This is a genomic window from Spirillospora sp. NPDC046719, assembly GCF_040645715.1.
In the GTDB taxonomy this organism is placed as follows: Bacteria; Actinomycetota; Actinomycetes; order Streptosporangiales; family Streptosporangiaceae; genus Spirillospora.
Map to the genome: position 1 here is coordinate 1 of NZ_JBEYYT010000148.1, position 21,157 is coordinate 21,157.

Consider the following 21,157-nt stretch of genomic DNA (forward strand, 5'->3'; position numbering starts at 1 on the left):
CTGCCGGCCCCGCCGGGGCGGGACGTCGTCTATCACGACATGCGCGGTCGCGAGGTCGCAGCTCCGCAACCCGTCGCCCATGCGGGCGTGCAGGACCGTCCCCTCCAGCCACACCGCAGGATGGGCGAACCGGCGCCGCAGGCGCGGCACCGAAGGCCACACCACGACGGTGGCGATCAGCACGGCCACGCCACCCGCCCAGGCGGCGACGCCCGCCCGCGAACAACTCCCCATCGTCACACCGACAGTGAAGGCGGCCCCCAAAGCGGCCGCCATAAACGCTCCCACGGCCAGCCCGGCGATGGCACCCGCCTTCCGCGCGCCGGTAAGGCCGTTCAACACGACGACGATCCCGGGCTCCACGCGGCGACCTCCTCGTCAGCGGAAGGACAAACCGACCACCGCCTCCGGCGCCCCGGCAAGCGATCATCCCCTCATTTTCTGAATTGCGCCAGCCGCGGGACGACGTCGGCGAGGGTCATTTCCACGTTGACGAAGGCCACGCCGTCCCGGCGACGCCGACGAGATCGTGGCGACGACGGGGGCGGAACAGGTCAGCGGGATCGGCTGTGGGTGGGCGGCTGTTGTTGAGGGCGGGGATGAGCTTTGATATTGCCCCGACCTGTCCACAGAACCGGGACAGCATCAGTCGCCGCGCGCGGCCTCGACACCCTGATCTCCTTTAGCCAGTGCTCACGAGCCGGACCTGGTCGATGAGCACCTCGGGCGGTGAGCCCCGGTCGGCCTCAACCATGATCTGCGGTCTGCGCCAAGCCACGTAGTTGGCGACGGCGGAAGATGAGATGCCCTCCATCTCCTGCTCAGCGACCAAGCGGTTGAAGATTCGGCGCGCCGTATGCCGCTGCTTGCGCGGGGCGTCCAGGTCCGTCCACAGCATCTGGTCGATCACCGCGCGAACGGCTCCAGCCGCGAGGACCACGGCGGCGGCTTCTTGCGAGGAGCGGGGCACGCAGTGGCCAGCGCCTTCCTGGGGTCTCAGGAGCTTTCAACGAAGCGCGCGCCCGGCCCAGGCGTGCGACAGACGTCCTCCGGGGCGAGGTGGCTGTGCCCCGCAGCGCACTGGAGGACGACCTTGACCGGCTCGTCGCAGGAGCTCGCATCGTCGACCGGCCGGTGCCGGACGATGACCGACGGGCCCTGCGGGTCGGCGAGGTAAGTGTCGCCCCATTCCAGGAGCGCCACGAGAGTGGGCCGCAACGCCCGACCCTGCTCGGTGAGCTCGTAGGCGAAGCGCTGCCGATCCCCGGGCTCCTGATAGGGCACGCGGCGCATCACTCCCGCAGTCACCAAGGTCTCGAGCCGAGTCGCCAGGAGATTCCTGGCGACCCCGAGGCGGGAGTGGAACTCTCCGAACCGGCGCGCGCCGTCCAGCGCTTCACGAACGATCAGCAGCGACCAGCGCTCCCCCACCACCGAGAGGGCGCGCGCCACCGAGCAGTTCACCGGGTCGATTCGCCGCGTCTCCATGGGACGAGTCTATCCATCTGGGTTTACAAGCTGTACTTAGCCCTCGTAGGCTCGCCTGCCTGAGTTGAAGAACTAAACCCAGCAAGGAGATCGACCATGCCCATGCTCGACGTGTACATTCCCGACGGCGCGCTCCAGCCGGACGCCGAGGCGGCGCTGCTGAACCGCATCACCGAGATCCTCATCCGGAACGAGGGATTCGACCCCGCCGACCCGGTGAGCCGTTCCGTCTCCTGGCTCTGGCTGCACCGACCGGCCGGCATCTACGTCGGCGGAGAACCCGCGGACGCCCCTCGCTACAAGGTCGTCCCCTCCGTCCCCGAGGGCCAGCTCGACGAGCAGAAGCGTGCGAGCGTCATCGCCGAGGTCACCGAGGCGATCCTCGACGCCGAGAACGGCGCCTGGCCGCGTGACGCCAGCCGGATCTGGGTATTCCCCACCGAGATCCCCGAGGGTCACTGGGGCGGCCGGGGCCAGATCAGGCCGCTCGCAACGATCCTCGCCCGGCTCACCGGCGACGACACCAAGCGGGCCCGTACGCTCGCGCGTGAGCGGATCGCTGCCACCCGAGCCGAACACACCCGCCTGCCCTGATGAGCGGCGAACGAAGCGGGGATCGATGCGGCCGGTGACACAGTCGTGAGGATCAGCCCGATTCAGGCGACGTCGGCCTTGACCACGAGCTCGCGGAGGCGTTCGTCGATGCGGTTGAGCCAGGAGCTGCTGGTCGGCGTGCAGGCGAGTTCGACGCTGTTCGCCGCACCCCAGTCGCCGACGCGGCTGTCCTTCTTCATAGTCAGGTGCGGGGAGAAGTTGCCAAGCACGAACGCGATGCGGTGGTGGCCAGTTCACCGCTGATGGCTTTCTCATCAGTGTTCCGGTATCCGGTTCGGTCGCACCCTCTGGGTAAACGTGCAGGAGCAGGGGACTGGCGTCGGAACCGGCTGGGGTTCGACGCGCATGCCGACGGCGGTGTAGGCGGCGGCGGGGCAGAGGGTGCGGCGGCAGGAGCGCGAGGCGCAGGCGACTAGGAACTGTTCTCGTCGCGACCGCCGTCGGCGAAGAAGCCGTCGCTTGGGGGCAGCACTCGGGGCGCCCGGCGTTGCGGATCACCTCCCGAATGGTCTCGGCGTCACGGTCGCGGCGGGTCCGCCAGCAGCCGTATCCGAAAGCGGGAATGTATCCGTCCTGCTCGGTGAGCACGGACGAGCTGTCTTCTCCTGCGCATGCACGGCCACCAGAGCCAGGTGGCGACGTGTTCACCCGGGTGCCTGATGGTGTCGGCTCCGCGCAACTGGAAACTTGGGTGTTCGCGAGAACACCGATCCGGGACGGTTATGAGGAGCCGGACGATGCCGTCGGGCCCGGTCCCGCTGTGAGCGGCGAGGCGGCGGGCGAGTCCGCTCTCGTTTGCTGCCGCCGGCGCCGGGCAACCCCCACACAGGGGTGATCAATATGACCGAGTTCGTCCGGACGACGGACTTGGACATCGGCTACGAGGTGAGCGGGCCAGAGGGCGGGGCGCCCTTGGTGGCCGTGCACGGCTGGCCGGACGATCCACATTGCTGGGGCGGGTTGCTGCCAGCCTGGCATGATGCCGGGTACCGGGTGTACCGCCCGTACCTGCGAGGCTTCGGGCCGACCCGTTTCCGCTCTGATGACAAAATGCGCAGCGGCCAGATCGGTGCGCTCGGCCACGACCTGGCCTGCTTCCTGGACGCCCTCGACCTCGATCAGGTCTTGCTAGTGGGGCACGACTGGGGTGCCCGAGCCGGCTACGTGGTCGGAGCGCTGTTTCCCCAGCGGGTCGCCCGCCTGGTGGCGATGTCCGCCGGGTACGCCACCAACCGGGCCGATGTGCAGTTGAGTTGGCCGTTGACTCATGCCTACTGGTACGAGTGGTTCGTCGCCACTGAACGCGGTCGGCGCGCGATGCACGAAGACCGCCGCTCGTTCGCCCGTTATTTGTGGCGCTCCTGGAGCCCGGAATGGGAATTCCAAGAGGCGGAGTTCGCTCAGGCGGCGGACGCCTGGGACAACGACGACTGGCCGCACATCACCGCGCATGCCTACCTGCACCGCTGGGGCGAAGCCCAGGGTGACCCCAGCTACGACGACATCGAGCGTCGCCTGCTCGAACCCGCCCCGGTGCAGGTGCCGACGCTGGTCCTGCACGGCGCCCGCGACGGCGACAACCTGCCCGAGACCTCCGCCGGCAAGAGCGCGCTGTTCACCGCTGAATACGAACGGATCGTCCTGCCTGACGTCGGGCACTTCCCACCCCGCGAAACACCCGACCAGGTAGCCGACCTGATCTTCAGCCACCGATGCGGCAGGTGAGGGCCGCCAAAAGCGTTACGCGGGCTGCTGGGAAAACAACGCAATATGGCTTACTTCGGCCGGTGGTCGTACCTCCTACACGACCGCCGAAGCGCCCGATGTTGCGGGCGCGTTGCAACAACCACTGTCCAGCTTCTAGCTGCACGGGCACTTCGAGGACGAACGACGCTCGAAGTACCCCGTGCAGGGCGGCCTACCCAGGTAGGGCCCGGCGGTGACCCGCACCGGGGCCGTGACCGTCGCGCGCCGCCTGCGGTGGCTGGTGCCGATAACGGAGGAGGATCCAAAGGCCGGCGGACATCAGGGAGCCCGCCAACCTCGCGAATCGGCCAGGTTGAGCAAGTCCGCTCATGTCGATGAGCGGTCTCGCGGGATTCCTAGAGTGGGCCTGCCATCATCGATGGCATGAACGATTGGGAGCTGTTCCTCCAGGAGGTGTCCTGGTTTCTCCAACCCGGAGAGAGCGTCGCAGTGGGCGAGGCGCAGCCATGGACCCGCGGATCGGCCGAAGACCTGCCTCAACTGTCCGCGCTGCTCGCCTCGGCGACTCTCACCCCCATCCGCGTCGAAGGCACTGCCTACGAGTTGCTGGCATGGGGACCACCGGACGATCGACGAGGATGGCTCTGCCACCCGCCGGAGAACGCGGGCAGCGGGTCTGTTCCGAAGACGCACGAGAGCTTCTGGAAACTCTGCGGCGGGATCCTCGAAAGGTTCGGTGAGCCCACCACCTGGTGGACCAATCAGAACGAAGTGCTCACTGCTGATGCGACACAGGTACGAGTCGCGGACGTCCTGGCCGACTATGCGTGGCTCTGGGAAGGCGACGACCTGAAGGTTTCAATCAACCCGAATGAGTATTATTCCGTCGCGATAGAAGCGAACGGCAATCTGACTCTGGCACATCGTGACAACGGTCGGGTACTTCTCTTCGCCCCGGACCATGCGTTTAAAGATGTCACACCATTGGAGGGTTCCCCGCCATATTCTCTGCTCACGATCGATGATGTGCCCGACCTGGCTACCTGGATAGAGGTATGTGCCGCAGCATGGCGACATTGGTAAGCCCACCGTCAGGAACCGCCGACGTCTCGCGTCGCCGCCCCTAGACTACGCATGCTGACGAGGATTCCGGAGGATTACCTCGTCATTCGGCTTCCTCATGGACGGTTTGAGTCTTCCTGAGTCGCGCGCCAACGCGCCTGACCAGACGCTCTTCCGCGGACGAGACGCCGAGGAAGAGGCGCGCAAGAGAAGCAGAACCAGCTAGTCGGGGTTGCATGCCGCGATACTCTCCGCTCGTCCGTCACGCAGCCGCCCCTGGCCCAGCCCTTAGGAACTGCCGCCGCCCTCTTCTGTCGCATATGGCGCCGGTTCGGAGCTCGGCGACCTGGCGGCGGCGGGGCCAGCACGGCACCACCTTGGCCACCAGAGCAGGAAGCCGCACGTCGGTCGGCCTGCCATGGTTGATCAGGCACCGAACTGGTGGTGCTCGCCTACTCGCCTACCGTTCCTCTTGGTAGCGGCGAGCGAGCCGTCTGATGACGGCCTCGCCGACGGCGGCGGGCAGGTATCCGGCTTCTGGGTGTGACTCGTTGTCCTCCCACTCGGGGATGTCTGCTGGCTCGTCGCCTCCGATGCCCAACGACACGTCACTATGGCGGGCGCGGAAGTAGAACCGTTCGCCGCTTGGCAGAAACCCTTCTACCTGCACTGGATCCGCCCCACAGGTCACCTGTGCCTCCCAGCCCTCGCTCCGCAGGGTGGCGGCGAGTTGGAGCCAGGACGCTTGGTGCTGCTGGTGCCACCGCCGTCGAGCTTCATCCATAAGGTCATGGTGCTGGACCGGCGAGTGCGCTGACCACCTACGTTCGCTGGGGCCGACGACACGCTGGTCGATCTCCGCGATACTGGGGCCCGGGCCTCATTGTCGATGGCGATGTGTTCGCTGTCCGAGGGTGAGGTCTGGATGGCAGAGCCCAGTGGGCTGATCCCGCATTTCAGCACAGCGGCCACCATTCGCTCTTCTGTGAGGCGAGTCAGCGGGGCCACCCACAACAGCATCCGTCCAGCCTCGCTCGTACGCTCGGCATTTGTGCACCACTCGCGTCGACCCGCCAGTCACGCTCTGCCATCTTGGGGCCAGGCCAACTCCGGGAGCGGAACGCCGGAGAGCCCTAGGATCCCGGGATGAGTAATGATGAGTGGAACCACATGATCCGTTCGGCGAAGCAGGGAGAGACCGGCCCTTGGACGTGCCCTGAGTGCGACGAGTGCGCCGTCGAGTTGGGTCAGCGGTTCAAGCAGCGCCACGTAGTGGAGTACACACTGATGTGCCTCGCCTGCCAGGCAGAGGTCGTTGCACCTGCCTGAACTCGCCCGTACAAGGCGTGCCGGCAAGAAGCGTGGTGAGCCCCAAACCGGCTTGATCCTGCCGTGGTTCGGCTGGTCGATGCTGGGCGGCTTTCCCGGTCCGACGGCGCGGCATTGGGCAGGAGCCGATCCCGCAACCTCACGGTGGCGGCGATCAGTGTCCCGCTGTGGCGCGCAGGGCGGAGGCGAGGGTGCGCAGCGCTCTGCGAGCGGCCGGCTCGGACGGCCGTGTTTGCAGGACGACGCTGCGAGTGGGCAGCGGCGGGAGGCCGAGTGATTCGCCCATGTCCATGGTGCCGGGCGGGGTCACCCGGGGGCTGAGCGCCGCCACGGCCAAGCCTGCCGCCGCGGCCGCACCGATGGTCGCGATGCCGCCGCCCACGAACGCCTCCTGCCAGGCGATGCCCGCTTCGTTCAGCGCGGTCACCGCCATCTGGTGCACATGGCATGACTCGGCCTGCAGGGCGAGGCGCAGAGGCTCGCCGGAGCGGTGTTCGAAGTCGGATGAGGCCATCCAGCCGAAGGACTCCTCCATCAGGACTTCACCGTCGGTGCGGCGGCCCTCGTGGCGCAGCACGATGGCCGCGTCCAGCGCACCGCTGTCGAACAGGTCAAGGAGCTCCCACGAGCTGGCGATCCTCACCTCCAGCGTCAGGTCTGGCTCCGCTCGCCCTATCTGGCGCAGGAGGTGGGGCAGTTCGGTGCCGACGACGTGGTGGCTTATGCCGATCGATAGGCGTTGCCGCTGGACGCCGAACGAGCCCAGCGCGCCCGCGTGGGCGGCCAGCAGTTCACGTGCGGGCCCGAGGAAGGCGGCGCCGTCTTGCGACAGGCGGACCAGGCGAGGCGTACGGTCCAGCAAGCGGCGGCCCAAGACGTCCTCCAGCCGCTTGATCTTCAGGCTCACGGCGGACTGGGTGGAGTCCATCGCCTCCGCCGCGCGCGTGAAGCTCTTCATCTCGGCGGTCAGCACGAAGGCCTGCACAGCGTCCAGGGCGAGCATCTTCATCGTCACACCAACCATTGGAATCTTTAATGACTGAAATATTTTAGGATGACTTTTTTGAATGACCAAGTGATGGCTACGCTCCGTACCGTCCCGAGGAACGGAGTCAGACCATGCCCTTGGTCCAAGTGTCGTTGCGGCGAGGCAAGTCCGCCGAGTACCACCAAGCCCTCTTCGAGGGCGTCTACCGCGCCATGCGCGAGACCTTCGACGTGCCGGAAGACGACCGCTTCATGACGATCACCGAGCACGACGCCAGCACCTTCAGCGTCAGCCCCACCTACTACGGCGTCAAAAGGAGCGACGATGTGGTCATCATCCGGATCACCGCCAACAACACGCGCGACCTCACCCAGAAGCAGGCGCTCTACCTGCGCATCGTCGAACTCTTGAAGGCGAACCCCGGCGTGCGCCCCGAAGACGTGTTCATCAATCTCGTGGAGGTACTGCCGGAGAACTGGTCGTTCGGCCATGGCATCGCGCAGTACGCGGTGCAGCAGGGCTGAGGGGAACGGTTCGCTCCGCGCCTACTGCGTTCCGGCGACATGTGACGGCACCATATGGCGCCAGCACCGATCGTGGACAGTTTGGCCTATCGGCGTAACCCAGTCAGTTGGGCGGGCGGCCGAGATACGCCAGAAACTGGCAATAGCGATCCTAAACGCGGGTTATGTGACACATAACGCCGCCGAGTCGGCGGTACCGTATCGGGCGGCCGGTCGGGGCTGACTCCTGCGGATGCCGGTTGATGCGACAAGTAATCGAGATTCAATGAACCGGCCCGGCCGCGGGTGCGAGCGCGCGGCGATGGCGTCCGCATCCGCCGCCGTGGAGGTGGACGGGTTCCCAAAGGGAGCCAGGTAGAGGTTGCCCTCCTCGGTGTTGGTGCCCGCCAGCAGGTCGACGTCCGCTCCGTCGCCCGCGGCGACGGCGTCGGCCGGTTGCCGGTCGAGCACGATGCTGAACGGACTCAGCCCGATGAGCGGGTCGGTGTGCGTCTCGGTGGGACAGCGGCGAAGGCGCCGGCGTGCGGCTCGACTCCCACGGCCCGGCCCGGCCCGGCCCGGCCCGCGGCGCGGGTCGCGCGGGCGGCCTGCTCTGCCTAGCCGGTAGTTCAGCGTCACGAGGACGACCCCGTCGCGGGCGAAGGCGGCGCCGTCGTAGATCCCCGAACGGGGAGCCCGCCACGAAGCCGCCGCCGTGCACGAACACCATCGCGGGCAGGCGTGCGCCGCCGGCCCCCGGTACCTCAAGCGGCTGCGCGCTTCACTCGACCGGCACGTTGCCAGTGACCCTGGTAGCAGTGATGGGCCGCAGGTCAGTGGCCCGACCGAGGGAGCTCAGGTGGCGGGCTTGGTCCCGGACGCGGAAGGGGACCGCGGAGTCTGCTCGATCAAGATGGCTGTCGCACGTTCCAGCAGCTCGCAGAAGGCGGCGTGTTCGGCGGGTGTGAACGCATCGGTGAGCGCACGCTCCAGCACGATCACCTCTTGGTAGGCGCGGTCCAGCAGCTCGCGGCCCGCCGCGGTTTGGGTGGCGATCATCACCTTGGCGTGCACCGGGGACGGCTCGCGGGTGATGAGGTTCTTGTTCTGCAGGCCGGTGAGCACGGTGGCCATGGTCTGCTGGGTGACGCCGCAGGCACGGGCCAGTTGGGCGCCGGACATGCCGCCCTCACGGGCGAGCGCCAGCAGCACCGTGTACTGCGTCATGGTGAGCCCGTGCCTGCGCAGCACCGCCTCGTGGTGTCCCATCAGCGCCTGCTCGGTGCGCCTGATCCGGGTGCACAGATACTCCTCGACCGGGATCTCCGCCATCACTCACCACTTTCACAACTCACTGTGTTGACTCAGCATCCTGATACTCGTACCGTGGTCGACTATCAGGATACTGAGACAGCTCAGGAGGCTGCAATCATGAAGGCTGTCGTGCTCGGCACCGACGACCGGTTCCACCTCACCGACCTCGACGAGCCCACCCCCGGCCCCGGCCAGGTGGCCATCCGAGTCGCCTACGCCGGAATCCAGTACGGCGACGTGCTGGTCCGCAACGGCCACTTCCCCGTGCCCCGCCCGTTCGTCCCCGGCTTCGAAGCCGCCGGGCACATCATCGCAGTCGGTGACGGCATCGACCCGGCCCGCATCGGCACACCTGTCACCGCGCTGACGAGCGCCGGCGCCTACGCCGAAGTCGTCATCGCACCCGCCGTGCTCACCCTTGAGGCCACCGACCTGGACCCACGAGTCGCCGCAGGCTTCGGCTGGATCACCCCCACCGCCTACGACCTGATCAACACCGTCACCCGCGTACGGCCCGGCGACCGCGTGCTCATCCACGCCGCCGCGGGCGGCGTCGGCACCCTGGCCGCCCAGTTCGCCAAGGCCGCCGGAGCCGCGGCAATCGTCGGCGTCGTCAGCAACCAGGACCGGGCCGACTACGCCGCACCATTCGGCTACGACCAAGTGCTGTTGCGCGAGCAGTTCCCCCAAGGAGTCGCCGACGACCAGTTCGACGTGATCCTCGACCCCATCGGCGGCCCCACCCGCCACGCCAACCTGGAACGCCTCGCCCCCCACGGCCGACTGGCCGTCTACGGCAACATCGCCACCTTCGAGCCCGTCGAAGTCTCCGCCAACGACCTGCTCATGCAGGGCAAATCCCTGCTGACCTACAACAGCAACCTACTGAGCCAAACCCACCCCGAACGCCTCGCCGCCAGCGCTCGCCGGGCCCTCAGGCTCCTGACCGACGGCCAGGTCCACATCGACATCACCGCCGAATACGAACCTGCCGACCTCGACACCGCCATCCAGCGACTCGCCAACGGTGCCACGCGCGGCAAGACCATCCTCCGGATCACCTGACCACAACCCGCAGGCACACCAACTGGAAGGCCGCCCCACGCACAAACCCGAAGGCGACCTTTCAGCACGACACCCACCGCGCACCGATAAGCGACCGCACCCCTCACCTGCCACAACGAAGACCGGGATCGCCACCTCAAATTCCGCGATGCTCGGGACAACCTCCCGCGCCGGTCTTCCTGATCGCCGTGATCAACGCCGACAAGCGCCTCAACGTGATCGTCCGCAATCCCGGCGGCTCCTACCAGCCCGGCAAGTTCGCCGCCCTGGCCAACCGAGTGGCCAGACCCCGGGTCGGTGAAGTCGGGGCCGTCTCCGTGGTCGGGGCTTCCACGCGCGGCGTGGTGTATTTCCGGGTGGCTCCGGAAACGCCGATCGACCTGTCCGATGAACGGACGAGTGCAGTCGTCCGACGGCCACACCGGTGGGCGCGGTCTCCCGTACCGTTCTCGACGGAACTGACCGGAAGGAGCCTTTCTCATGGATGAGGACGAGCAGTCCCCGTCCGCGGTGGCCGGGCCGGCGTCCGCGCCCGTCCGGACGCCACGGCGCAGATGGCCGGCGAGGACGATCGCCGTGTTGGGGGGCGTCCTTGCGGTGGTGCTCCTGGCGGGCGCGGGCCTGTGGTGGTTCAGCCCCTGGGAGCGCATGACGGGTCTGCGCGGTGCGCCGCCGAAGGCGGTGGACGAAGTGCCGTCCGAGGGGGCGCGGTACTTCGGGGACGTCGTGGATCCGGTGCTCGCGGCGGGCGCGGTGGTGGAGAAGCACGGTCGGGGGGTGCGGGCCGTCGACCTGGCCGGCGGCCGCACGTGGTGGAACCTGAGCAGGCCGGGGCGGGCGAGCGTCACCTCGGTGTGGAAGGTGGACGGCAGGCGCGTCGCCGTCGTGTGGAGCGACCGCCGTCTCACCGTCGTCGACGTGCCGTCCGGCCACCGCACGCATGTCGAGCTGCCGAACCGGTCCGCGGCCGCGCACCTCATGAGCACCGAGAAGGTGCACGTCGAGGCCGGCGGGCTCACCGGCCCGGATGGGCGCCTGCTCGTGGCCGCCGTCCAGGACCGCGAAATCGATGCCTACGACGCTTCATCGGGCCGACGGGCCTGGACGCGGCAGGCGCCTCGAAACTGCTTCTACCAGGAAGCGGTGCAGGACGGCATCGAGGTCCAGACCGGGTTGCTGTCGCTGGACGTCGACTGCTTGGAGTACGGCGGCCAAGCGGCGGACTACACCTACAGCACGTTGCTCGCCCCGTCCGGTCAGCCGCTTAAGGGCTTCGAGCATTTCCCCGGCGGTTCGCTGCTACCGGCCGGTGACCACGAGCTGCTGCAGGACAAGCAGGACGGCGACGTGAGCAGTCACGGCTACCGGCTGATCGACTCACGGTCGGGGCGGCCATTGTGGCGAGTCCGCCAATGGTCGTCCTCGGGCGGGCCGGACGCCGTGACCGCGGCCGCCGGCCTGGTGGTGGTCACCGACCAGGAAGGCGGGAAGGTCGCGTTGTACCGCGCCATCGACGGGCGACTGCTGTGGCGGCGCGAACTCGGCGACTCGGTCCTCTTGCAAGCCGGCATGGTGATCGCCGGCCGGGTACGCGTCATAGAGAAGGAGCCGCCTCCGATCAAGGTCCTCACCTTCAACGCGACGGGTGGGGACGCAGGGCAGCAGGAACTTCCGATGTTCGAGGGCGCCGGTCTCCCGGAACTGGCGGGAGGGGCCTACGGCACCCTCGTGGTCGCGGACTCCAACCCCGAGCCCAACGGCAGCGAACGCCCCTCCGTCCTTCTCACAGGCGGCCACTGATCACGGCGATCGGCATTGGAAAGCGCGCCGTCGAGACCAATCCCCCACCGGGGCGCGGAAGGTGAGCGAGCCCGGTCGCCACGCTGTCGGCGGCCAGGAGCGGGCCGGCTGGACGGTCCATCCCGCTTCTTCGCAGATCTCCCGGGCGCAGCCAGGTGCGGCGGTTCGTTGTCCTCCGCGACACCGCCGGGCAGGCCCCAGTCGGGGCGGTAGTGCGTCTTCACCGGCAGCACGTGCCCCTGCGGACCGGTGAGCAGCATGCCCGTAGCCCCAGGCAGCAGGCAGGCAGTTGCTCGATCCAGGGGGTGGGGTCCGTCCATGGCACCGGGCGATGGTGGCATCCGACCGCTGATCGCCTCCACCGTCGAGACGGTGCGCACCTACCTGGCGGGCCCGTCCACCATGGCCCTGACCATTGACCGTAAGCGCTTTGTAATCGCTGATGGGCATCATCGTCACCATTCCGCTACGGAGGGAGCAGCGCGGATGAGTGCGGCTCGAACGCCCGGCCCATCTCAGGTGGGGAGCGTGGGCAGGGGCTGCCAGTTGGTGGCATTGGCGCTGATCGGAGCGGTCGTGTTCGTCACCTGGAGGGCGTGCGCTCCGGACCAGCCCGAGCATGCGCCACCACTGCTGGTCGGAACCGCCAAGCCGGGCGCCACGCGCATCGACCCGGGAACGGTCGGCCGACCGGACGGCTTCGTCGACGGAACGGGCTGGCCGGACGCGTGCGCGTTCCTCAGCGACGCGGAGATCCGGGCCGTCCTGCCACAGGCGGCCCGGATCCGGCGGACGGGCGGCGAGGTCAGGCTGCGCACGATGAACGCGTTCGACGCCACCGGCGGCCCGCTGACCGCGCCACGTGGTGGCTGTACGTACAAGTTCGAGCTGCCCGGGCTGCACGGGGTCGTCATCCGAGTGGTGGAGGAGATCGACGCGCGTCCCGAGGTCGTGGACATGAACTGGTCGAACCTGATCTCCCACCGCAATGACGTGCCCGGTGCCCTCGGCGCCGAGAACTGCGCGGCGGGGATCACGGCCCAGCCCATGACCTGCCGAAAAGGCCAGCTGGCCTATGACGTGAGTTTCGACCTCCTGCAGGCCTTCTCCACGCCCGCACTGCGCGGCCGCAAGCTGCACGTAAGGCACGGCGGCAGGTCCACCGCCTTTGATCTCGACGACGACAGACGCGCCCTCGGCCGCTTCCAGAGCACCGTCGTCGAACCGGAACTGGCGAAGACGATCAACGCGAAGATCGTCAAAGCCGACCGGGCCCGATCTTGACCGCTGGCGCGCAGGCCCTCCACAATCCGCACGGCCGACTCCACGCCGCAGGCCGATCGTTCCGCCCATGTCCGGACGATGACCCCGCGCAACGAACGTGCCCAGACGCGGGGAAAGCCCAGACTCCTCCTAGTACTCCAGCCGCACTTGGAGATCTCGGTCGGATGGGCCCGGGACGCGCGCCCCGGTGCATTGCGCCCCCCCCGGCAGCCTGTGCGTGATGACGAGTCCGGCGCGGGTTCACCTGGCGCAACGCCATCCCGTCGCGCAAGATCGCCCTCGGCCCGGCAGGACGGGTGCTCCGCAGCCGACGAGTGTCCGTGACCATGCACACCGTCCGCTAGAGGGATCGCCGTCCTGCCGGACGAATCCCAGTTCCGGTCAATGGGCCGGGTTCTCGCTGAGCACGTGCAACGGGTCGAGGGCTCCCCCTGTGTTGTATCGGTAGCCCGTGATGCTGGCGAAGACCTCGATGATCGGCGCCTCGTTTCCTCCGGATATCGCACGGGCCGTTCGTACCGGGACGTTCAGCATGGCGGCCCGCTGCCCCGGCAGGGTGTCCGGATCGAATTCGAACACCTCCCACTCCTCGCGCGGGGGGGCGAGGCAGAATTCGAGATAGTCAGCCGCCTTGGCGCCTTCGCTCTCGATTTCCACGAGTTCGGCGAAGGGCGCCGGTGGCTCCCCGATGGTATAGAGCAGACCGCCCTCGTCCACCACCGCCGCTTTCCATGTCATCCCGCCGTCGGTCCAGCAGGCGGCGCTGAAGCCCATCGACGTCTCCATGACCTCGAAGGTGAGGAGCCGCGTGCCGGTGCTGAGGCTGCGCAATCCGTCCTCGTCGTTGTGCAGCGTGCGCTTCTGGTCGACGATGAAGGTCCAGCCGTCGATCGGCGGGCTGACGCACCAGCCCGGTGTACGGCTGGAGGTGGCGGTGTCGTAATCGGTCGTCCGGTCGCCGACCCGCTTGCCCAACCGCGAGGCGACCTCGCCGACCGGCAGGTTCTCGACCGCGATGACCGAATGGTTGAATCCCATGACCACCCTTCCTCGTGAACGACCCCCGGAGCCTATTGCCGGGCCTTCCCCACGTCGACCCCGCGCCCCGAATCAAGGCGGCGAGATCGAACGGGTGCCGTCCCGGCCGCGTTGGACCATGCATTTCATCGTGCACAGGTCCTTTCAAGAGGTGTGTTCTGGTGAGGGCTCAGGGCTCCGTGGCGGTGTTGGCGCACCTCCCGGGCCCGCATTCACGTTCAGGTGCTGGTGACGGCCTCCTTTCGCGAGCGGGTGTGTCGTCATGACGGCAGCGAGGCGCTAGCCCGGCGCCTCCGAAAACAGAGGCGATGGCGGAGCGGGCACTGATCGAACGCCGCAGCCCCGAGACTGGGCGGCCCCTCGCGCGATCCGTAGCGCGGCCATGGCTGAACCGCTGCCGGGTTGCCGTCACCGGCCGGCTCTACCGAACGCGCGGGCGGCGAGCGCGGCCGGCGCCCGGGGCGCGAGCCGTACTGGCTGACCGACACCGACCGGAAGGCGTTCGCCTACTTCCATGGCAGCGTCGCCGCGGTGCATGCCGCCGCTCGCGATACACCGGACGGCGGCGCGCTGGCCGGGACGGCGTCGTCGGACGGGAATCGGCCGCCCGCACCGGTGCCGCTTGCCCGGGTGTCGCTGCGGTCGCTGGAGCGGGCGTTCGCCCGCGAGTTGCCCCCGCCGAGCGTGCGGCATTCACCGGCTGGCAGGGTCCGGCGGAGTCGATACCGATGATCCACAAGATCGCGATCACCCATACGCTGACTCACATGTTCGACGAAGGCTGGGAGGCCCGCCTCGGGTGGACCCACGGGCTGATTTCCGCAGTCCCGGCCGAGCGGGAAATCGCCCTGCGGCACCATATGGCCACCGGCGCCGCCGTGTCGGCGGCGCTTCAGCGAATGAACAGGCAGTGGCACCGCACCAACGCCGACTACAGCGATCCAGTGTTCCGCCAGTCCATCGCCGAGCACATCGCCGCGCAGCGTTACGGCTTCCCCTCCGGCATCTGGCAGCAGGTCTCCGCGAAGGACGTGCCGCACTGGCCCGGGCTGCCCTACGTCCTCAACTTCCTGGAATGGGAGGCCCGCTATCCCGACCTATGGACCACACACGCCAAGCATTGGGGAACCAAGGAAAGCTGGCTGCGAGCTCTCGCCGTCCCCGGGCACGAGGAGATCACCCGCGAACGCCTCGCCGCCATGCTTGAGCTCGTCCTGGCCAGGGCCTACCGCTGCAAGGACAGACGCTACGTCGGCATCGCACGCGTCATCGACAGCCCCGAACTCCGCAATCGAGTGGCCTCTGTGGCCGAGCAGCCCAACCCGTGGGCCAGGCTCCACGCCACCTACGTACTGGACATGCTGCGGCACCCCGAACGCCCCAACACCCGAGCCGTATGGGAAAGGCATGTGGCCGGAGTGAGGCGGACCGTTTAGCCACCGCGCGGCGCCACCCACGCATCTCATGTGTCGGGCGTGTGGCACTCCACCGACCGCCTACCAGCACAGACCCGCCACCAGCCAGGGTCTGTCAGCATCACCCGTCCCGATGGTGTGCCACAGACCGCGGTGCTCGACCGGGTCGCCGACCCGATCGCGGTCCGCGACCTGATCGACCGTGCGATCCACGAGATGCGGGGCCTCGTTCACGGCAGGCAAGTCAACGAACGCAAAGACGTCAGCGTGCATCGGTTCGACACCACAGGTGGATTCGGGTGGGCACCCGGAAAACCCGCCCTCCCCCACTACCAGGTACCGCCGAATCCGCGACAGTCGAGCAGCCATTGCCTCCGCCCGCACCTCTTCCGGCCGCGGCTCCGCTGATCACTCCGACGACGTTCCGCCCGCCCCCGCGTCACCGAGCTCTTCCACTATCCGCTCGATCTCCTGGGCCAGCCGGGAGTCCTCTTCCATACGCGGCCTGAGCGCCGATGCGGCGCCGTACTTCAGCGCGGTGAGAGGGACGTACCGACCGGTGCCGCCCTGCGTGCCGGCAGGCGGGCTGCCGTACTTCCCTTCGAGACAGGCCCATTCCATCGCGTTGAACGCGATGATGCAGTCCTTCCAACCCGACCAGCTGCACTGCTCCGCCCGCTGCCGCCGTTTGTACCGCTGTTCCTCCAACACCAGTTGCAGGCCCTCGTAAGAGAACTCGTACCGGATGATCGGATGCGGATAGATCCCGGTGTCGTACTCGTAGACGGTCTTCCGATGCGTGTCGTACATCCCGAACAACATCGCCGTCGCGAATCCCGAGCGTCCGAAGACGACATCGGGCCGCTTGACCGCGAGCCGCGCCCAGTCCGGGTGCACGAGGAGGATTCGGGCGAAGTTCTGCCCGGCCAGGACGTCGGCGTGCACCTCCATCCCGCGTCGCAGCCGCGTCTGGTCGAGATCAGGCCGGGTGCGCGGGTCGCCGGCCCCGGCCAGGTGGGCAAGTCGGTCGTGGCCGGCAGTGACGTGGGCCAGTTCGTGCAGCGCGAGAAAAAGCAGGCAGTGACAGGTCACGTCGTTCGCCACCGCCTCCCGTCTTCTGTTGCCGGGCGTCCGCCGGTCGAACTCGCTAAGCCTGTCCCAGTAGCCGGGGTCATCCTCGACGTCCTCGCCGAAGATCACGGCCAGGTCGGGGGCGACCTCCCAAGGGAAGTCCCGGGTGTCCATGGCCGAGCCCATCACGTGGATGATCGGCTTGTCCTCGTGCAGGTGCCACAGCAGGCGGCGCGCGAGAACCCTGGCCCGGCCCAGGGCGCCGAGCGGAATGAAGACGGCGGCTCGGCGGTCGTCGAGAAAGGTGACACCGCACCGCAGCGACGGCGAGTTCGTGATCACGAGGTGGATCGCGTCCTGGACGGAGGTGCGCCTGAGCATGCTCCGCATCACTCCGCCAACGATCTGGAGGGTGTCGCCGACCGCGTAGGCACCGTCCGGGGTCAGGCAGTCCTCGATCAGTTCCTCGTCGGCCGCCCCGCCGGCCAGCGCGACGGCCTCCTCGAACCGCATCTCGCTACTCGCCGCCGGGCGCGGCGCACAGCCTGTCGACCCCGTAGTGCATGATCATGACGGAGAGGGCCGCGACGGGCACGGTCACTCCGAAACGGCTCGCCAGAACGTCGACGAGAGCGCCGAGCAGCGCGTTGCGGTCCTTGTCGGCGCTGGCGACCACCGCCCCGGACCCGCACACGGCCGCCCGGAACGCTTCCATATTCGCCTGGAACCAGCGCCGCGCGACGAGCCGCTTCTCCGCGTTGTTCGCGTCCTTGGCCCCGAATGCGTCCGCGAGCAGCGCCTCGCCGATCAAGACTTCGATCTCGTCCAGGGGGAGCTCGAGAATGGGGTCCATCGGCGAAGGCGCAGGCGGCATGAAGGCGTACCCCTCTGAAGGTTCTGACCCGGTACCCGCATCCTCCCAAGAGAGCGGCGTCGGCGTCAGCCGCACGGCCGGGCCTGGACACGCCGCGCCCCAAAGCGCCCACAGCCCTGAAGGTGACCGCCATTCGTCGGGAAGTCGGCACGCACGGTACGGCCGCACGGGCCACCTGTCCACGACCCAGCAGATGCAGCGCGGTCGGCCCGGAGGCCACCAGAACGCTGGTGGAGGAGGTGCGGACCAGGTGCCCGCCGGCGCCTCCGGCGAGCATCCCGTAGCGGCGGCCCAGCGATCCCAGCACGACCACCTCACACCTGCCCGGGCCGAGGCTGCGCACCGATGGGGGCGGCTGCGCGGGGCACACGCTAGGGCGTGCATGGCCAGATCGGCGGCGTCCGGCGCGGCCCTCCTCGACCAGGCACGGCACACATGCTGGTGTTTCACCAGTGCCGCCGTCATCACCGGAAAGAACTGAACCATAATTGTCTTACTCACCAGGAAGACTGCAGCTATGGAAGTGGGTTCAGCCGGTTCCGCGAAGCCCTCGCCGAACATGAGGGCACCAACCTCCACGACATGGCGGCATTTCGAAGCGAAAGGATCGGAGGCCAGCAGGTTCCAGGGCCTCCACGGCGAGCCCGACTCCCGCTACGGTGCTTCCTGGAGTGGCTCGTCCGCCGTCAAGGCTCTCCCGCGGGCGAAAGCACGCGCGCCCAGGCACTGTCGGCGGTGTTCGTGAACCCGGCGGGGCCATGCCATGGATGGCCCTCAACACATGGTCATTGCATCAATAGTTACTCGGGAGCAAGCCTTGCGCAGATCGAATCTACCGCCGGATGAGCGAGCCGCCATCGGCAATCGGCTCACGCGACTTTGCTGGCGCTTGATAATCGGAGCGCTCGGCCTCATTCCCCCGCTGATAGGGTTGATCTACCTTAGCGACCGGACGCACTCAGCATTCCTGCTTTGGCTTGGCCGAGGCGTCTGCCTTTGCGTCTTACTGCTTCTGGCGCTGAGTTTCGTCGCGGTCTGGGTCGGAGCATACGTTTCGTATGACCCCGACGAATAACCCGGGTGATCCGCCTCATGATTCCTGGGCGCTGCCGCTGCTGGTCCCGTTGACGCCGGCAGAACGCCGCCACGCCCGCCCGGGCCGGCGAACCGTGGCGCTGGCGTGGGCGGCGGGCGTGCTGCCGGCGGGCTACATGCTGCTGTGGACCCCAGGCCATCCCCGAAGCCGGCGCGGGGATCTCGACGGTGGCCGTGAACATGCAGGTGCCGCTGCTGGCGCTGGTGGTCGACCGTGAGTCACCGGGACGCCGGTTCGCCCTGGCACTGCCGCTCCTGCCGGCCGGCACTGCCGGGTGATCGAAAAGACCGGGTACGGTCCGCCGACGACCGACCCGCCGCCACGACAGGAGGATTGTCATGCACGCTTCGCTGCGACCGGGCCTGGCCGCACGGCTGGACTACCTCGTCCCGCCCGAGCGCACCGTCCCTCGTCTTCTTCCCGAATCCGAACACTTCGCCGCCCTGCCCCCGGTCCTTGCCACCGGCTACCTGGTCGGCATTGTGGAGTGGACCTGCATGCGCGTCCTGGAAGGGCATCTGGAGGATCACGAGCAGACCCTGGGGGTGCATGTCGACCTGAGTCACCAGGCCCCCACTCCCCCGGGCAGCCCCCTGACCGTCCACGCGGAACTCACCGCGATCGACGGGCGACAGTTGACCTTCGACGTCCGGGCCCAGGACGATGTCGCCACCGTCTGCCAGGGCACCCACCGCCGTAGCGTCATCGACACCGAACGCTTCCGCGCACGGCTCGCCACGCGACTCCCCACCTCCCTCGACACCCCCTCCGCCACTCCTCGTCCTCCGCACAGCGAACGTTCCTGACAGGTCGGGTCATCGAACACGACACTTCACGACCGTGTGACCTGGCGCTACCGCAATCACCTGTGCTTCCACCACCTGGCGGGATGCTCTGACCGGCCAGGCCACCAACTCAGTCGATGTTGCAGGAAGGCCCTTCAGCCGAGCGCTGGCGGTTTTCAGACGAGACCGGCGTAGCGGCGGCAGCTCTCCCGATCCCACCCGAGGAATTCGGGGCCGTCCTCCTCAAGTGGGCGGCACTGGCCGTGGCGAGTTCGGCGATGACGCGGGTATCCGTGACGCCCGTGCGGCTCAGCGCAATTGCGGCGCCGTAGCGGACGAGCGGTTCGTCGTCGGTAAGGCGCTCCCGCATCCGGTCGATGAGTCCGTCGTCGGACAGCAGCCCCAGCGAGATGAGCGCGTTGGCCGTGACGACCGGGACGGTCTCGACGTCTCGCAACGCACGCAGCGGTGGGATCGACGCGGGCGCCTCCTCGGGAAACCAACCGAGGAGGTAAGCCGCGGTGGCGCGAACACCGGGAACCGGATCGCTCAGCAGGCGGTGCACGGTCGGCAACCCGGCGCGGACTGCATCGTAGGCGGCCAATGCGGCGGTGGTCATGCGCAGGGGCTCGTCGAAGTCGTCGAAGACCGGACCCGCGGCGCGGGCGCGGCGCTCCTCCTCCTTCGGGTCCGCCGCCTGCATCCGGGCCGCTTCGCGCCGCCAGCCCTCGATATCGGCGCCTGCGGGCAGGTGCTCGTCGGCCCACCCGACCGTCAGCTCCGACAACAGGAGAAGAAGCTCTCACGCAGTACCGCGACCATCGTTGGCCGGCCGCCGGCGTCGGCGCGCGCCCTTCCTGAGCCGTCACCGGCCACCGTCGCCTGTTCAGAACCCGGCGACCTGACCGTGGCCGCCCCGCATCCGATGACGGGCTACTTCGGTTTCGGGCCCGTCCAGACGGTGAGGTCGAAGGTGATGCCCGCCGGGTGCTCGGTCGCGTGCCGCACCGTCAGCAGCCCGGTCGCCCCGTCGGCGGCGATCAGGCACAGCCGCCGTCCCGCGGCCTTGCCGACCTCGATGCGGTCCTCGTAGTTCGTGGTGTTCCGGCAGGTCTTGTAGTCGCCCTGCGCGCCGGCGGGGAGCATCGCCATCTCGGCGTCGCCGGACGCGTCGACGTAGCCGTACTGGACGCCGACGTCCAGGTTCTTCGACTCGTCCGCGTCCGGCATCGCCGGGTACTTGCGCGGGTGCGCGGGGTCGCGGCTGAGGCGGATGTAGTGACCGGCCGTGAGCTGGACGTTCCGGTAGGAGCCGAGCCTCTTCCCGCCGGACGTCGACGCGGCGGCGGAGGTCCCGTCGTCGTTCGGCGCAGGCGGCGGCGGGCCGGAGGAGCAGCCCTTCACCATCACGATGATGGCGACGAAGAGCACGAGCGGTCCGATCAGGCATCCGGCGACGACCCCGCCGGATAGGCCGAATCCCCTGGCGAAGCCCGCCCCGGCGGCGCGGCCCGGCCCCGGCGCGGTCGCCGGCCGGGGCGCCGGACGCGGCGGGGCGTAGGGGCCGCCGGGGGGCGGTGGCGGGTATCCGTAGCCGCCCCGCATGCCTGCGCCGTAAGGCGCGCCCGCACCCGGGCCGGGCGGCGGCGGTGGCGGCGGCACCGGCCACCTTCGCCGTGGTCACGGCAGCCTCGACCACCACCGCACCCACCGCCGCGCCGAC

General features: G+C 68.4%; 22 protein-coding genes. 10 read left to right on the plus strand and 12 right to left on the minus strand.

Annotation, left to right across the window (positions count from 1 at the left end; all coding sequences use genetic code 11):
- The 3 genes from ABZ914_RS24375 to ABZ914_RS24385 all read right to left on the minus strand — a co-directional run.
- On the minus strand, positions 1-363 hold a 363-nt coding region (locus ABZ914_RS24375), incomplete at its 3' end, for a hypothetical protein (RefSeq protein ID WP_500195918.1).
- A 319-nt stretch (positions 364-682) separates the two neighbouring features.
- The gene (locus ABZ914_RS24380) at positions 683-910 is read right to left on the minus strand and encodes a hypothetical protein (protein WP_500195919.1); all 228 of its coding nucleotides are present in this window, start codon (positions 908-910) and stop codon (positions 683-685) included.
- 86 nt (positions 911-996) lie between these two features.
- The gene (locus ABZ914_RS24385; protein WP_500195921.1) at positions 997-1,488 is read right to left on the minus strand and encodes a winged helix-turn-helix transcriptional regulator; all 492 of its coding nucleotides are present in this window, start codon (positions 1,486-1,488) and stop codon (positions 997-999) included.
- Positions 1,489-1,584: 96 nt separating this feature from the next.
- Between ABZ914_RS24385 and ABZ914_RS24390 the strand changes: the two genes are divergently transcribed.
- Complete coding sequence (locus tag ABZ914_RS24390; RefSeq protein WP_500195922.1) at positions 1,585-2,082, plus strand: tautomerase family protein; 498 nt, start codon at positions 1,585-1,587, stop codon at positions 2,080-2,082.
- Between the two features lie 62 nt (positions 2,083-2,144).
- Here the strand turns inward: ABZ914_RS24390 and ABZ914_RS24395 are convergent, their stop codons facing one another.
- On the minus strand, positions 2,145-2,282 hold the full coding sequence (locus ABZ914_RS24395; RefSeq protein ID WP_500195924.1) for a hypothetical protein: 138 nt from the start codon (positions 2,280-2,282) through the stop codon (positions 2,145-2,147).
- 661 nt (positions 2,283-2,943) lie between these two features.
- Between ABZ914_RS24395 and ABZ914_RS24400 the strand changes: the two genes are divergently transcribed.
- A complete protein-coding gene (locus ABZ914_RS24400; RefSeq protein ID WP_500195925.1) occupies positions 2,944-3,828 on the plus strand; it encodes an alpha/beta fold hydrolase in 885 nt (294 codons plus the stop codon).
- A 405-nt stretch (positions 3,829-4,233) separates the two neighbouring features.
- Entirely contained in the window at positions 4,234-4,893 is a 660-nt protein-coding gene (locus ABZ914_RS24405; protein ID WP_500195927.1) for a hypothetical protein, read from the plus strand.
- Positions 4,894-6,355: 1,462 nt separating this feature from the next.
- Here the strand turns inward: ABZ914_RS24405 and ABZ914_RS24410 are convergent.
- Entirely contained in the window at positions 6,356-7,210 is an 855-nt protein-coding gene (locus ABZ914_RS24410) for a LysR substrate-binding domain-containing protein (RefSeq protein WP_500195950.1), read from the minus strand.
- Positions 7,211-7,320: 110 nt separating this feature from the next.
- Here ABZ914_RS24410 and ABZ914_RS24415 point away from each other — a divergent pair, with 110 nt between their 5' ends.
- On the plus strand, positions 7,321-7,713 hold the full coding sequence (locus tag ABZ914_RS24415; RefSeq protein WP_500195928.1) for a tautomerase family protein: 393 nt from the start codon (positions 7,321-7,323) through the stop codon (positions 7,711-7,713).
- Between the two features lie 162 nt (positions 7,714-7,875).
- On the opposite strand, the gene ABZ914_RS24420 is transcribed toward ABZ914_RS24415, so the two are convergent.
- Positions 7,876-8,163, minus strand: a complete 288-nt coding sequence (locus ABZ914_RS24420) for a hypothetical protein (RefSeq protein ID WP_500195930.1) — start codon at positions 8,161-8,163, stop codon at positions 7,876-7,878.
- 384 nt (positions 8,164-8,547) lie between these two features.
- Positions 8,548-9,024 carry a MarR family winged helix-turn-helix transcriptional regulator gene (locus ABZ914_RS24425; RefSeq protein WP_500195931.1) on the minus strand — a complete coding sequence of 159 codons (477 nt, stop codon included), beginning with the start codon at positions 9,022-9,024 and terminating at the stop codon, positions 8,548-8,550.
- 54 nt (positions 9,025-9,078) lie between these two features.
- On the opposite strand from ABZ914_RS24425, the gene ABZ914_RS24430 reads away from it, so the two are divergent.
- From ABZ914_RS24430 to ABZ914_RS24445, 4 genes are all read left to right on the plus strand, one after another.
- A complete protein-coding gene (locus ABZ914_RS24430) occupies positions 9,079-10,071 on the plus strand; it encodes a quinone oxidoreductase family protein (protein ID WP_500195932.1) in 993 nt (330 codons plus the stop codon).
- A 188-nt stretch (positions 10,072-10,259) separates the two neighbouring features.
- Complete coding sequence (locus ABZ914_RS24435; RefSeq protein ID WP_500195934.1) at positions 10,260-10,559, plus strand: hypothetical protein; 300 nt, start codon at positions 10,260-10,262, stop codon at positions 10,557-10,559.
- Positions 10,552-11,871 carry an outer membrane protein assembly factor BamB family protein gene (locus tag ABZ914_RS24440; protein WP_500195935.1) on the plus strand — a complete coding sequence of 440 codons (1,320 nt, stop codon included), beginning with the start codon at positions 10,552-10,554 and terminating at the stop codon, positions 11,869-11,871. The genes ABZ914_RS24435 and ABZ914_RS24440 overlap by 8 nt, the downstream gene beginning before the upstream one ends.
- Positions 11,872-12,189: 318 nt before the next feature.
- The gene (locus tag ABZ914_RS24445) at positions 12,190-13,155 is read left to right on the plus strand and encodes a hypothetical protein (RefSeq protein WP_500195937.1); all 966 of its coding nucleotides are present in this window, start codon (positions 12,190-12,192) and stop codon (positions 13,153-13,155) included.
- A 381-nt stretch (positions 13,156-13,536) separates the two neighbouring features.
- On the opposite strand, the gene ABZ914_RS24450 is transcribed toward ABZ914_RS24445, so the two are convergent.
- A complete protein-coding gene (locus tag ABZ914_RS24450; RefSeq protein WP_500195939.1) occupies positions 13,537-14,193 on the minus strand; it encodes a hypothetical protein in 657 nt (218 codons plus the stop codon).
- A 728-nt stretch (positions 14,194-14,921) separates the two neighbouring features.
- Here ABZ914_RS24450 and ABZ914_RS24455 point away from each other — a divergent pair.
- Positions 14,922-15,629, plus strand: a complete 708-nt coding sequence (locus tag ABZ914_RS24455) for a hypothetical protein (RefSeq protein WP_500195941.1) — start codon at positions 14,922-14,924, stop codon at positions 15,627-15,629.
- A 387-nt stretch (positions 15,630-16,016) separates the two neighbouring features.
- Here ABZ914_RS24455 and ABZ914_RS24460 read toward each other — a convergent pair whose 3' ends face one another.
- Both ABZ914_RS24460 and ABZ914_RS24465 read right to left on the minus strand, forming a co-directional pair.
- Positions 16,017-17,192 carry a hypothetical protein gene (locus ABZ914_RS24460; protein WP_500195943.1) on the minus strand — a complete coding sequence of 392 codons (1,176 nt, stop codon included), beginning with the start codon at positions 17,190-17,192 and terminating at the stop codon, positions 16,017-16,019.
- Positions 17,193-17,196: 4 nt separating this feature from the next.
- Positions 17,197-17,532: a hypothetical protein gene (locus tag ABZ914_RS24465; protein ID WP_500195944.1), complete on the minus strand. Its 336-nt coding sequence runs from the start codon at positions 17,530-17,532 to the stop codon at positions 17,197-17,199.
- 1,455 nt (positions 17,533-18,987) lie between these two features.
- On the opposite strand from ABZ914_RS24465, the gene ABZ914_RS24470 reads away from it, so the two are divergent.
- On the plus strand, positions 18,988-19,455 hold the full coding sequence (locus tag ABZ914_RS24470) for a thioesterase family protein (protein ID WP_500195945.1): 468 nt from the start codon (positions 18,988-18,990) through the stop codon (positions 19,453-19,455).
- A 109-nt stretch (positions 19,456-19,564) separates the two neighbouring features.
- On the opposite strand, the gene ABZ914_RS24475 is transcribed toward ABZ914_RS24470, so the two are convergent.
- Together ABZ914_RS24475 and ABZ914_RS24480 are read right to left on the minus strand one after the other, a co-directional pair.
- Complete coding sequence (locus ABZ914_RS24475; protein WP_500195947.1) at positions 19,565-20,221, minus strand: HEAT repeat domain-containing protein; 657 nt, start codon at positions 20,219-20,221, stop codon at positions 19,565-19,567.
- Between the two features lie 146 nt (positions 20,222-20,367).
- Complete coding sequence (locus tag ABZ914_RS24480; protein WP_500195948.1) at positions 20,368-21,039, minus strand: hypothetical protein; 672 nt, start codon at positions 21,037-21,039, stop codon at positions 20,368-20,370.
- Positions 21,040-21,157 lie beyond the last annotated feature (118 nt).